The sequence below is a fragment of the Streptomyces sp. NPDC041068 genome (assembly GCF_040647455.1).
GTDB lineage: Bacteria > Actinomycetota > Actinomycetes > Streptomycetales > Streptomycetaceae > Streptomyces.
The window spans coordinates 95,861-108,116 of the sequence record NZ_JBEZCG010000020.1 but is presented as its reverse complement, the minus strand read 5'-3'; the positions used below and the strand labels follow the sequence as shown (position 1 = coordinate 108,116).

10 protein-coding genes are annotated in these 12,256 nt (G+C 70.7%); 4 read left to right on the top strand and 6 right to left on the bottom strand.

Annotated elements, in window-relative coordinates; all coding sequences use genetic code 11:
• Nucleotides 1-62: 62 nt before the first annotated feature.
• Genes AB0B50_RS36695 through AB0B50_RS36680 form a run of 4 tightly spaced genes read left to right on the top strand, consistent with a single transcriptional unit; the run spans nt 63 to nt 4,734 of the window.
• Nucleotides 63-1,340, top strand: coding sequence for a citrate synthase family protein (locus AB0B50_RS36695; protein ID WP_362340165.1), 1,278 nt, complete (start codon nt 63-65; stop codon nt 1,338-1,340).
• 43 nt (nt 1,341-1,383) lie between these two features.
• Complete coding sequence (locus tag AB0B50_RS36690; RefSeq protein WP_362340164.1) at nt 1,384-2,367, top strand: sucrase/ferredoxin-like family protein; 984 nt, start codon at nt 1,384-1,386, stop codon at nt 2,365-2,367.
• A gap of 28 nt (nt 2,368-2,395) precedes the next feature.
• Nucleotides 2,396-4,036, top strand: coding sequence for a sensor histidine kinase (locus AB0B50_RS36685; RefSeq protein WP_362340163.1), 1,641 nt, complete (start codon nt 2,396-2,398; stop codon nt 4,034-4,036).
• Between the two features lie 20 nt (nt 4,037-4,056).
• Entirely contained in the window at nt 4,057-4,734 is a 678-nt protein-coding gene (locus tag AB0B50_RS36680) for a response regulator (protein WP_362340229.1), read from the top strand.
• Nucleotides 4,735-4,831: 97 nt separating this feature from the next.
• Here AB0B50_RS36680 and AB0B50_RS36675 read toward each other — a convergent pair whose 3' ends face one another.
• The 6 genes from AB0B50_RS36675 to AB0B50_RS36650 form a co-directional block, all read right to left on the bottom strand.
• Nucleotides 4,832-6,424: a cation acetate symporter gene (locus tag AB0B50_RS36675; RefSeq protein ID WP_362340162.1), complete on the bottom strand. Its 1,593-nt coding sequence runs from the start codon at nt 6,422-6,424 to the stop codon at nt 4,832-4,834.
• Nucleotides 6,421-6,900 (bottom strand): DUF485 domain-containing protein, encoded by a 480-nt coding sequence (locus AB0B50_RS36670; RefSeq protein ID WP_362340228.1) that lies wholly within the window; start codon nt 6,898-6,900, stop codon nt 6,421-6,423. Before AB0B50_RS36670 ends, AB0B50_RS36675 begins: the two co-directional genes overlap by 4 nt.
• A 180-nt stretch (nt 6,901-7,080) precedes the next feature.
• Nucleotides 7,081-7,728: a response regulator transcription factor gene (locus AB0B50_RS36665; RefSeq protein ID WP_362340161.1), complete on the bottom strand. Its 648-nt coding sequence runs from the start codon at nt 7,726-7,728 to the stop codon at nt 7,081-7,083.
• A gap of 161 nt (nt 7,729-7,889) precedes the next feature.
• Entirely contained in the window at nt 7,890-9,035 is a 1,146-nt protein-coding gene (locus AB0B50_RS36660) for a histidine kinase (protein WP_362340160.1), read from the bottom strand.
• Nucleotides 9,032-9,574 carry a DUF1453 domain-containing protein gene (locus AB0B50_RS36655; protein WP_362340159.1) on the bottom strand — a complete coding sequence of 181 codons (543 nt, stop codon included), beginning with the start codon at nt 9,572-9,574 and terminating at the stop codon, nt 9,032-9,034. The genes AB0B50_RS36660 and AB0B50_RS36655 overlap by 4 nt, the downstream gene beginning before the upstream one ends.
• Before the next feature lie 191 nt (nt 9,575-9,765).
• Nucleotides 9,766-11,889 carry a DNA topoisomerase IV subunit B gene (locus tag AB0B50_RS36650; RefSeq protein ID WP_362340158.1) on the bottom strand — a complete coding sequence of 708 codons (2,124 nt, stop codon included), beginning with the start codon at nt 11,887-11,889 and terminating at the stop codon, nt 9,766-9,768.
• Between the last annotated feature and the right edge of the window lie 367 nt (nt 11,890-12,256).

Here is a 12,256-nt window from a genome sequence, read left to right as displayed (position 1 = left end):
TGTCAATATTGATCCAATCAATATCAAGATGCAGACATCGAGATGCGGATACGGTGACGACCATGACGGATCAAGGAACCGCGCACGACGGTCGGCGGCGGCTGAGCACCAAGGAAGCCGCCGAGTTGCTCGGCGTGAAGCCCGAGACCGTGTACGCGTACGTGAGTCGCGGCCAGCTCAGCAGCCGGCGCGGACCGGGAGCACGGGGCAGCACGTTCGACGCCAAGGAGGTCGAGGCGCTGGCCCGCAAGAACAGGCGCGAACCCGCGACGCAGACCACGGCCAACGAACTCTCCGTACGCACCCGCATCACACTCATCGACAAGGACCGCTACTACTTCCGCGGTGTCGACGCCGCCGAACTCGCCCTGGCGTACTCCTACGAAGAAGTCGCCGAGTGGCTCTGGACCGGAGTCCTGCGCCCCGGCATCGGCTTCACCGCCCCCAAGGAGACCGTCGCCGCGGCCCGTCGTGCCGTCGGAGCGCTGCCCGAGCACAGCGGACCGACCGACCGGCTGCGCGTCGCGGCCATCTCCGCCGCGGCGGCCGACCCGCTCCGCTTCGACCTCTCCGAAGAGGCGGTCATCGGCACCGCGCGCACGCTGATCCCCACGCTCGTCACCGCGCTCCCGCCGGTCAGGCACGACCACCGGGACGAAGGCCCGCTGGCCCGCCGCCTGTGGGCCCGGCTCACCGGCGCGAAGCCCGACGAGGCCTCGCTGCACGCGCTGGACACCGCCCTCGCGCTGCTCGTCGACCACGACCTCGCCGCGTCGACGCTCGCCGTCCGGGTCGCCGCGTCGGCGCGCGCCCACCCCTACGCCGCGGTGTCGGCGGGCCTCGGCGTCCTGGAGGGCCCGCTGCACGGGGCTGCCAGCGGTCTCGCCCACCGCATGCTCCTGGACGTGCTCGACCGGGGCAGCGCCACCCCTGTAGTGGCCGACGAACTCCGCGCCGGCCGCCGCGTCCCCGGGCTCGGACACCGCCTCTACCCCGGTGAAGACCCGCGCGCGCAGGCCCTGTTCGCCCTCCTGGAGGTGATGCCGAAGGCCGGCCCCGCCCTCGCCGCGGCCCGCGACGTGGTCGCCACCACCGCCCGCCACACGGACCTGAGGGCGAACGTCGACCTCGCCCTCGCCGTCCTCACCGCCTCCTGCGGGATGCCGGCGGAAGCGGGCGAGACCATCTTCGCCGTGGCCCGCACGGCGGGCTGGATCGCGCACGCCCTTGAGGAGTACGGGGAACGGCCGCTGCGCATGCGCCCCAGCGGTCAGTACGTCGGAGTGCGCCCGCCCCAGCCGCTGCCCTCCCCGGAGATCCCCGGAGAGCTCACCCCGTGAGGCGTGAACGACCCGCGTGGGAGCGCGGGTTAGGCTCACCTGCGTGAGTACGTGCGCGACCGCCTCGCGGGACATGAACGAGCCTCTCGCGGGGACCGCGGCCACCGCCAGGACATGGCTTCTGCTGGAACAGTCGGGCCCTTGGGGCGCCAAGGCGCTGACGTCCAGCCACTTCGATCCGGAGGTCGGCGGGGCCCTGGAGGCGGCCGCCGAGGGCACCGGCGTACGCGTCGCGCTCATCCGCCGCCCAGGACGCCACGCGGACTGCCACACCCCGACCCGGCACCAGGTGTACGTGGGGCACACATCGCCCGGCCGCACCTGGCTGCGCGGCGCGGCGACCGCCGACCCCAGCGAGCTGCTGAGCCTCGACTTCGCGGCCCTGGGCGCGGGCGACCACGGCGGCTTCGGCACCCCCCACACGGGCGCCCCGCTCGCCCTCGTCTGCACCAACGGCAAGCGCGACCGCTGCTGCGCCCTGCTCGGCAGGCCCCTTGCCGCCGAGCTCGCCGACGCGGGCGAGGAGGGCGCCTGGGAAATCACACATCTGGGTGGTCATCGCTTCTCGCCCACGCTGCTCGTGCTGCCGTACGGATATGCGTACGGCCGGACGGACGCCCACGCCGTCAAGGGGATCCTCGACGCCGTACGCAAGGGTCGTGTCGTCACCGAGGGCTGCCGGGGCAACTCCGCCTGGGAGCGCCCCGGGCAGGCCGCCGAGCTCGCGGTGCGCAGGTCGACGGGCGTGGACGCCGCGGGGGCCCTGAGCGTCGTCCGCACGGACGGTGCGGCCCCGCGCTGGGAGGTGACCGTCGCGCACTCCGACGGCCGCCGGTGGCGGGTCACCGTCGCACAGGGAGCCTCGCTGCCGCCCCGCCCGGAGAGCTGCGGCGCGGCCCTCGGTTCCCCGGCGCGGATGGACGTGGTGGCGGTGCGCGCGGTTCCCGACGAGGCCGGGAGGCCCGCCCACCGGCCGGCTCGCGAGGGCTCCTCGTACGAGATCCACGCCACACTGACTTCGGAGTAGCCCGCTCACGCCCGTACCGTTCGTACACATGAGCCCGACCTCCCCTGCGCGACGCCTCCGCCTCGGTCTGCCCCGGCGCGTGTTCTCGCAGGTGTTGCTGATGCAGCTGGCCATCGCCGCCGGGGTCGCGGTGCTCGCCACCGGCCTCTTCCTGGCGCCGTTGAGCGATCAACTCGACGACCAGGCCATGCGCCGCGCGCTCGCCATCGCGCAGACGACGGCAGCCCAGCCGCGGGTCGCCGAGGACCTGGCGGCTTCGCAGCCCACGGCCGAAGGGCCCGTGCAGGCCGCGGCCGAGCGGATCCGGCGGGCCAGCGGCGCCGAGTACGTCGTGATCATGAACAAGGAAGGCGTGCGCTGGTCCCACACCGACCGTGACCAGATCGGCAAGGTCGTCTCGACGGACCCCAGCGACGCCCTCGCGGGCCGTGAGGTCATGGAGATCGACAACGGCACACTGGGCCGCTCGGCGCGCGGCAAGGTGCCGCTGAGGGACGCGGAGGGGGACATCGTGGGCGCCGTCTCCGTAGGCATCGAGTACGACAGTGTGCGGGCCCGCCTGGTGCACTCGATCCCGGGGCTGCTCGCCTACGCGGGCGGCGCGCTCGCGGTCGGTGCGCTCGCCGCGTATCTGATCTCACGCAGGGTGCAGCGACAGACCCGTGACCTGGCCTTCTCCGATATTTCCGCCCTGCTCGCGGAGCGCGAGGCAATGTTGCACGGCATCCGTGAGGGAGTCGTCGCCCTGGACCGCGGCGGCCGGATCCGGCTGCTCAACGACGAGGCGCAGCGCCTCCTCGGCCTCGGCACGGAGGTCATCGGACAGCCGCTCGACGACGCACTCGGCCCGGGGCGTACGACCGATGTCCTTGCGGGCCGGGTCACCGGCACCGATCTGCTGACCGTCCGCGGCCAGCGCGTCCTGGTCGCCAACCGCATGCCCACCGACGACGGAGGCGCCGTCGCCACCCTGCGCGACCGCACGGAGCTGGAGCAGCTCGGCCGCGAACTCGACTCCACGCGCGGCCTCATCGACGCCCTGCGCGCCCAGGACCACGAACACGCCAACCGCATGCACACGCTCCTCGGCCTGCTGGAGCTGGAGATGTACGAGGAGGCGGCGGAGTTCGTCGGCGAGGTGGCGGGCGCACACCGGGTGACCGCCGAGCAGATCACCGAGAAGATCCACGACCCGCTGCTCGCGGCCCTGCTTGTCGGCAAGGCCACGGTGGCCACGGAGCGCGGTGTCACCCTCTCCGTGCCGCGCGACACCGCACTGCCCGACCGGCTCGTCGACCCGGGCGGCCTCGTCACGATCGTCGGCAACCTCGTCGACAACGCGCTCGACGCCGCCGCGGGCACCCACTACGCGCGCGTGGAGGTCGCCGTGCGCACCGAGGGACGTGCCGTGGTCCTACGGGTGCGCGACACCGGCCCCGGAGTCCCCGCCGAACAGCGCGAGACGATCTTCACCGAGGGGTGGACCACCAAGGAGCCACCGGCTCACGGCAAGCGCGGCATCGGTCTCGCTCTGGTCCGCAGGCTCGCCGAGCGGCAGGGCGGCAGCGCCGCGGTGGACGAAGCGCCCGACGGGGGCGCGGAGTTCACCGTCGTCCTGCCCGAGGCGCTCAGCGAGCCGGAGCTCGCCACCACGGAGGACACACGATGACCGGCACCCTGGAGGACACGTTGATCGACGTCCTGGTCGTGGACGACGACGTCCGGGTCGCCGACGTCAACGCCGCCTACGTGGCGAAGATCCCCGGCTTCCGGGTGGCGGCCAAGGCCCACAACGCCGCCGAAGCGCTGCGTCTCGTCGACGACGTCCCCGTCGACTTGGTGCTGCTTGATCACTACCTGCCGGACGAGACCGGCCTTTCGGTCGTACGTGCGCTGCGTGAGCGCGGCCATCAGACCGACGTGATCATGGTGACCGCGGCGCGCGATGTCGCCACGGTGCAGGCAGCGATGCGGCACGGGGCGCTCCAGTACCTGGTCAAGCCGTTCTCGTACGCGGGCCTTCGCGCCAAGCTCGATGCGTACGCGACGCTGCGCCGCACACTGGACGGCGGGGGCGAGGCCGAGCAGGCCGAGGTCGACCGGATCTTCGGCGCCCTCTCGGCGACTCCGGCACCCGAACTGCCCAAGGGGCACTCCCCCACGACGGCGGAACTGGTACGCCGGGCCCTGATGGCCGCTGACGGGCCGCTCTCCGCCCAGGAGTTGGCTGACCGCACACGGCTGAGCCGGCAGACGGCACAGCGCTATCTGAAGCTCCTGGAGCGTACGGGCCGGGTCAGGCTCAGCCTCAAGTACGGCGACACGGGCCGCCCCGAGCACCGCTACGAGTGGGCGGCCAGCGTCTAGCCTCCGCGCGCCTGCCGCGCCTGCCGCGCCTGCCGCACTTGCCGCCCCTCGCACGGCAGGCCGCCGGGGGCCGGCTCGGGACGATCCCGGGGAATCGTTACGCCGCACCGGCACCGGTGAGCGAACGCACCTCCGTCTCCGCGTGCTTGGCCTCGTCCGCCTCCTCGCGCGAGGTCACCGTGCCGAGCCATCCCGCGAGGAAGCCCAGCGGGATGGAGACGAGGCCCGGGTTCTCCAACGGGAAGTACTGGAAGTCCACCCCGGGGAAAAGGGAGTTGGGCCCTCCGGAGACGACGGGCGACAGGATCACCAGCGCGAGCGCGGGCAGCAGTCCGCCGTACACGGACCACACCGCTCCCCGCGTGGTGAAGCTCCGCCAGAACAGGGAGTACAGCAGCACCGGCAGATTGGCTGACGCGGCGACCGCGAAGGCGAGGCCCACCAGGAACGCCACGTTGAGATCGCGGGCCAGCAGACCGAGGCCGATCGCGACCACCCCGACCCCGGCCGCCGCGACGCGCGCCACGGCCACCTCACTGCGCGGCTTCGCCGACCGGCGCCTCAAGGAGGCGTAGAGATCGTGGGCCACGGACGCCGAGGAGGCGAGCGTGATGCCGGCGACGACGGCGAGGATCGTGGCGAAGGCGACGGCGGCGACGATCGCGAAGAGAACCGTTCCGCCTGTGGAGTCCGCGCCGCCGCCCAGATCGAGCGCCAGGAGCGGAACTGCCGTGTTCCCTGCGGCATTCGACCCGCGCACCGCGTCGGATCCCACGATCGCGGCCGCGCCGAAGCCGAGCACGATCGTCATCAGATAGAAGCTGCCGATGAGACCGATGGACCAGACGACCGAGCGACGGGCGGCCCGCGCGGTCGGCACGGTGTAGAAGCGGGAGAGGATGTGCGGCAGCCCCGCGGTGCCGAGCACGAGCGCGAGTCCGAGGCTGATGAAGTCGAGCCGCGCGGTCCAGTCACCGCCGTACTTCAGCCCTGGAGCCAGGAACCTGTCGCCGTGACCGCTGCGGTCGGCCGCGGTCCGCAGCAGTTGGTCGAAGTCCCCGTGGAAGCGCACCAGGACGAGTACGGTCAGCGCGATCGCGCCGCCCATCAGCAGGACCGCCTTGACGATCTGGATCCAGGTGGTGGCCCGCATCCCTCCCATCGACACATAGATCACCATGAGCGCGCCGACGCCGATCACCGTCCAGGTCTGCGCCGCCCCGCTCGTCCCGCCCAGCAGCAGCGCAACCAGCGAGCCCGCCCCCACCATCTGCGCCACCAGATAGAGAACGGACACGGTCACCGAGGAAGTTCCCGCCGCGATCCGCACGGGCCGCTCCCTCATCCGCGCGGCGACGACGTCCGCGAGCGTGAACCGGCCGCAGTTGCGCACCAGTTCGGCCACGAGGAACAGCACGACGAGCCAGGCCACGAGAAAGCCGACCGAGTAGAGCAGCCCGTCGTACCCGAAGAGCGCGATCAGCCCGGAGATGCCGAGGAAGGAGGCCGCCGACATGTAGTCACCGGCGATGGCAAAACCATTCTCCATGGGCGAGAAGAGCCGTCCGCCCGCGTAGAACTCCTCCGCGGAACCGTGCCGGTGGCGGCTCGCCCACGAGGTGATAGCGAGCGTGACGGCCACGAACCCGCCGAACAGCACAAGGGCGAGGGTCTGGTGATCTCCCGTCATCGCTCCGCCCCCGTCTCCCGCGCCACGTCCCACCCGTGCCGCTGCGCCTGCTCCCGCTTCTGCTCGAACACGGACCAGCGCAGATCGAGCGCCGCCCTGTCCCGCCGCAACCGCGCATGCCGCGCGTACGCCCAGGTCAGCAGGAACGTCGAGAAGAACTGCCCGAGCCCAGCCAGCATCGCCACGTTCACGGCCCCCGCCACCGGGCGCGCCATCAGTCCCGGCGCCGCCGTCGCGGTCACGACGTACGCCACGTACCAGGAGAAGAAGACGACGACGGCCGGGATCACGAATCGCCGGTACCTGCCGCGTACTTCCTGGAAGGCATCACTCCGCTGCACCTCCAGGTAGATGTCCGCCGGGCTCGGGGTCCGCGGCCGGGCGTCTGCCCGGGGCGGCACCACGGAGGCAGGCGCACCCGTGCCGTCCAGCTCTCCCCAGCCGGAGGCGAGGGCGTCGTACCAGGGATCCCTCAGGTCACCGGACCGGCCCCGACCGGCCTCGGCCCGGCCCGGCGCCTCATGGGAGCCGTCGCGCTTCTCCACCGAACTCTCCTTAGTCCACAGCCCTGTTCGGCCGCGTGCCCAAGGATGGACAGAACGGAAAGATCCCCAACTCTTCTCCCCACGCTCTTCACCCCATCAGGTGAAGTCACGTCAGGTACGAGCACCCCCCGGAGGCTTGGCGAGACCGTGCCGGTACGCGTAACGAACGGCCTGCGCACGGTCCTTGAGGCCTGCCTTCGCGAAGAGATTGTTGATATGGGTCTTCACCGTCGCGGTGGAGACGTGCAGCGCGCGGGCGATCTCGTGGTTGCTCATTCCCTCGGCGATCAGGACGACCACCTCGGTCTCCCGTGCGGTGAGCCCATCGGGAGGCTCCGCCGCGGGAACGGCCTCCGGCTCCGACAGCCGCTCGAGAAGCCGTCGTTGGATGCTCGGGGAAAGCCCCGCGTCCCCCGAGAGCACGTCCTCGACGGCCCGCACGATCTCGTCCCCGCCCGCGTCCTTGGTCAGATAGCCGCGCGCCCCCGCTCTGAGCGCCGGGAACAGCGAATCGTCGTCGGCATAAGTGGTGAGCACGACGACCTGCGTCTGCGGATACTGGGCACGGATGCGCCGCGTGGCCTCCGCGCCGTCGCAGCGGGGCATGCGCAGGTCCATCAGGACTACGTCCGGGGAGAGTTCGGCGACGAGGCGTACGGCCTCCTCTCCGTCACCGCCGGAGCCCACGACCTCGACCCCGGGCAACAGCCCCAGCAGCATCACGATCCCCTCGCGCACCACGGTCTGGTCGTCGACCACAATCACCCGCGCGGGTGGCTTGCCTCCCCCTTCAACAGGCTTGCCCTGCCCCTCCCGCCTGTCCCGCCCGTCCCGCACATCGCCATCGGTCCGGCCCGGCCTGTCACCTGCAGCTCCATCCGGCCTGTCACCCGCAGCCCTGGCGGTGCCGTCGTCCGTCGTCATCCCGGCACCCTCAGCGTCACCACGAAGCCCTCCTCGCCCGGTCCTGCCTCCAGGGACCCGCCCAGCAGCTCCGCCCGCTCACGCATCCCGAGCAGACCGTACCCGGCTCCGGAGGAGGCGAGCTCCCCCGGCGATCTCCCTCCCGAATCCCTTACGTCCAGCCTCACTTCACCCTCCCTGTACTCCAGGCACACCTGGACCTTCGCGCCCGGCGCGTGCTTGCGCACATTCGTCAGGGCCTCCTGCGCCACTCTGCGCACCGCCTGGGAGGCCTCGGCGGGCAGAGCGCGCCGCTCTCCCGTCACGGTGACCGACGCCCGGTCCGCGGTGACCAGCTCACGCAGGAAGTCCTCGACCGGTGTCATCTCCCCACGCAGTGCCGACAACGCCTGTCTGGTCTCGGCGAGCCCTTCCCTCGCCATGGACCGCGCCGCCACGACGCGGTCCAGGATCTGCTCCTTGGCCGCGTCCCCCTCGATCAGCAGGCGGGCCGCCTCCAGGTGGACAAGCTGCGCGGAGAGGCTGTGGGCGAGCACGTCGTGGATCTCACGGGCGATGCGGGCCCGCTCGGCGAGCGCGGCCGACTCCGACTCCGCTGCCCGCGCGGCCCGCTCCTGGGCGAGCAGCCGGATGGAGCTGCCCCGCGCCTCGGCGTCCAGTCGCAGGGTGTACCCGGCAAGGACGAGACCGACGACGGTGAGCGTCGTGACGAGCCAGCTGTCGTCGGCATACGCGACGTACCCGGCCATCGCGACGATCACGCACGGCACACACGCGACGAGCGGCAACCGCTCCAGAGCGGAGACGGCCGAGCCGCACCACAGCACCGCCGCGAGCATCCGCCAGTCACCGAGCTGCGCGGCGAGCGCGGCCCCCACCAGCAAGGCCATCAGCGCCAGCGACGGCCACAGCCGATGGGCGAACGAAACACGGAAGAACGCCCACCCCGCCCAGGTGGCGGCCGCGACCATGGCCGCTCCTGCCACCAGACGCCAGCCGCGGTCCTCGTGGAACGCGCTCCACAGCAGCGCGCCGAGGACCACCGCACGCACGACGCCGACGAACCACAGCCGGGCCAGGCTGAGCCCGGCCCACGCGAGCGCCTCCTGGGAGGGCCATCTCATCCACCGGTCCCAACTCACACGGGGTCCTTCCGCATCGACCCGTACGCCGCGTCGCCCACACCGTACGTCGAGCGTCCAGTGCGAGTGCCGGTGCCGGAGCCAGTGCCGGAGCCAGTGCGCAGGACGAGCAGGCCGCTGCGGACCAGCAGCGTGGCCGCCAGAGCCAGCATCAGCGCGGCGCTGCCCTGACGCACATGCAGCAGCGCGCCGATCCCGAACAGACCGGCCCGCAGGCCTATCCCGACGGCCCAGACCACCGCGGTGGCCTTGGTGCCCTTGCTCCACACGGTGCCGTCCGGCTCGGTCCACACATGCGAGGTCCGCGCCCAGCCGGCCCCCATGGCCAGGCCCACCACCAGCTCGGCGGCGAGCAGAGTCACGGACGCCGCCTGGTGCCGGGAGTCGATCAGATCGGGCTCGCGCACGGCCATGACGACCAGCACCGCCGGTATCAGCCACCAACGCCGGTCCGCGCCGATCTGCTGCGCCTTGAACTGGCGGACGACCACCAGCACCACGACGGCGCAGATCACCAGTGCGTTGGTGAGCCCGGACATGTCAGCCTCCGTACGACGTGCGAGGACGAGGCCGATCCGAGGAGGATCGACGCATTCGACGCTACGGAAATCGCCTGATCACGGGATCGGAGCAGGGGTTGAAAGCGGGTGGAGCCGTGTGCTCCACCCGTGGGTGGAGCACACGGCTCCTGCGGCGCGTTGCGAGCCCCCTCGACGGCTTATGCGTCGAGCTATGCGTCGATGCGCGAGCGGTCCAGCGTCGCCGCGGAGCTCGTGATGAACTCCTTGCGCGGCGCGACGTCATTGCCCATCAGCAGATCGAAGACCTGCTCGGCCGAGTCCAGGTCGGAGATGTTGATCCGGCGAAGGGTCCGGTACCGCGGGTCCATCGTCGTCTCGGCCAGTTGGTCGGCGTCCATCTCGCCCAGACCCTTGTACCGCTGGATCGAGTCCTTGTACCGCACGTTCTTGCGCTGCAGTTCGAGGAGCGTCTCGCGCAGCTCACGGTCCGAGTACGTGTAGACGTACTTGTCCTGGCCCTTCTTCGGCTGGCTGAGTTCGATGCGGTGCAGCGGCGGCACCGCCGCGAACACCCGCCCGGCCTCGACCATGGGCCGCATGTAGCGCTGGAACAGCGTCAGCAGCAGGATCCGGATGTGGGCGCCGTCGACGTCGGCGTCGACGAGCAGGATGATCTTTCCGTAGCGCGCCGCGTCGATGTCGAAGGTCCGGCCCGACCCGGCTCCTATGACCTGGATGATCGCCCCGCACTCGGCGTTCTTCAGCATGTCCGACACGGACGCCTTCTGAACGTTGAGGATCTTGCCCCGGATCGGCAGGAGCGCCTGGAACTCGGAGTTCCGGGCGAGCTTGGCGGTACCGAGCGCGGAGTCTCCCTCGACGATGAACAGCTCACTGCGCTCCACGTCGTCGCTGCGGCAGTCGGCCAGCTTCGCCGGCAGCGACGAGGACTCCAGCGCCGTCTTCCGACGCTGGGCGTCCTTGTGCTGACGCGCCGCGATACGCGTGCGGGCGGCAGCCACGGCCTTCTCCATGACCGCGCGGGCCTGCGCCTTCGCGTCCCGCTTCGTGGACGTCAGGAACGCCTTCAGTTCCTTGGCGATCACATTGGCGACGATGCGGTTGGCCGCGGAGGTGCCGAGCACCTCCTTGGTCTGCCCCTCGAACTGCGGTTCCGCCAGGCGCACGGTGACGACCGCGGTGAGGCCTTCCAGGGCGTCGTCCTTGACGATGTCGTCCTCGGCCACGCGCAGCACCTTCTGGGTGCGCAGCGCCTCGTTCATCGTCTTGGTGAGGGAGCGCTCGAAGCCGGTGACGTGGGTGCCGCCCTTGGGGGTGGCGATGATGTTGACGAAGGACTTGATCGTCGTGTCGTACCCGGTGCCCCACCGCAGCGCCACGTCCACGCCGAGCTCCCGGGTGACCTCGGTCGGCGTCATCTGACCGTGGTCGTCGAGCACCGGCACCGTCTCCTTGAAGGTGCCCTGGCCGGAGAAGCGGAGGACGTCGCAGACCGCCTTGTCCTGGGCCAGGTACTCGCAGAACTCGCTGATACCGCCGTCGAAGCGGAAGGATTCCTCACCCTTCGAGCCGCCCTCACCGAGGCCGAACTCGTCGCGCACGACGATGGTGAGGCCCGGCACCAGGAACGCGGTCTGGCGGGCACGCTGGTGCAGGTTCTCCAGCGAGAGCTTGGCGTCCTTGAGGAAGATCTGGCGGTCCGCCCAGTAGCGCACGCGCGTGCCGCTGCGGGTCTTGGGGACCTTCTTGACCTTGCTCAGCCTGGCCGACGGGTCGAAGGCCGCGTCAGGCCCCTGCTTGGCGAAGGCACCGGGGACGCCACGCCGGAAGCTGATCGCGTGGGTGTGCCCGGCACGGTCCACCTCTACGTCGAGGCGCGCGGAGAGCGCGTTCACCACGGAGGCACCCACACCGTGCAGACCGCCGGAGGCGGCATACGAGCCGCCGCCGAACTTGCCGCCCGCGTGCAGCTTCGTCATGACGACCTCGACTCCGGAGAGGCCGGTCTTGGGCTCGACGTCGACCGGAATGCCACGGCCGTTGTCCCGGACCTCTACGGAGGCGTCGTCGTGGAGGATGACCTCGATGTGGTCGCAGTACCCGCCCAGGGCTTCGTCGACGGAGTTGTCGATGATCTCCCAGAGGCAGTGCATCAGGCCGCGACTGTCCGTCGACCCGATGTACATGCCCGGACGCTTGCGGACGGCCTCGAGCCCCTCCAGGACGAGCAGGTGCCGCGCGGTGTAGTTGGAACCGTCCCGGTCTGCTCCGGTCAGCAACGCTGTGGACGGCACGGACGTCTCGGCGGTCACGCGGTTCGCTCCTCGCTGAATTTCAAGGGGAGTCCTTTGGGGTAAGGACGCGGCTTGGGTTGCCCGTCAGAGGGTACCGAGGCCTGGTAGAGCCGTTGTAACGCCACCCTCGTCTCAACTCAGACTAGTCCAGGCTCGCATACGTGTTCGATCCCTCGTTGGAGTGAAGCGCACGTCACGTTCCCTTCCAGGCATGAACCATTTAGGCTCCGGGCACGTCCTCATGAACAACCGGCAAGCCAGCCGGGGAGGACCTGACCTGACAGACAGCGCGAAACCGTAAGACACGTAAGAGACGCAATACGGCACATTCGCCGCCAACCGGCAACGGACAACCTCCTCGAAAAGAAACTTCGAGGAAAAGCCA

Excerpts from the sequence above, each read along its gene's own strand:
- AB0B50_RS36695 (WP_362340165.1), top strand. The coding sequence starts at position 63 with ATGACGGATCAAGGAACCGCGCACGACGGTCGGCGGCGGCTGAGCACC.
- AB0B50_RS36685 (WP_362340163.1), top strand. The coding sequence starts at position 2,396 with ATGAGCCCGACCTCCCCTGCGCGACGCCTCCGCCTCGGTCTGCCCCGG.
- AB0B50_RS36655 (WP_362340159.1), bottom strand. The coding sequence starts at position 9,574 with ATGTCCGGGCTCACCAACGCACTGGTGATCTGCGCCGTCGTGGTGCTG.
- AB0B50_RS36675 (WP_362340162.1), bottom strand. The coding sequence starts at position 6,424 with ATGACGGGAGATCACCAGACCCTCGCCCTTGTGCTGTTCGGCGGGTTC.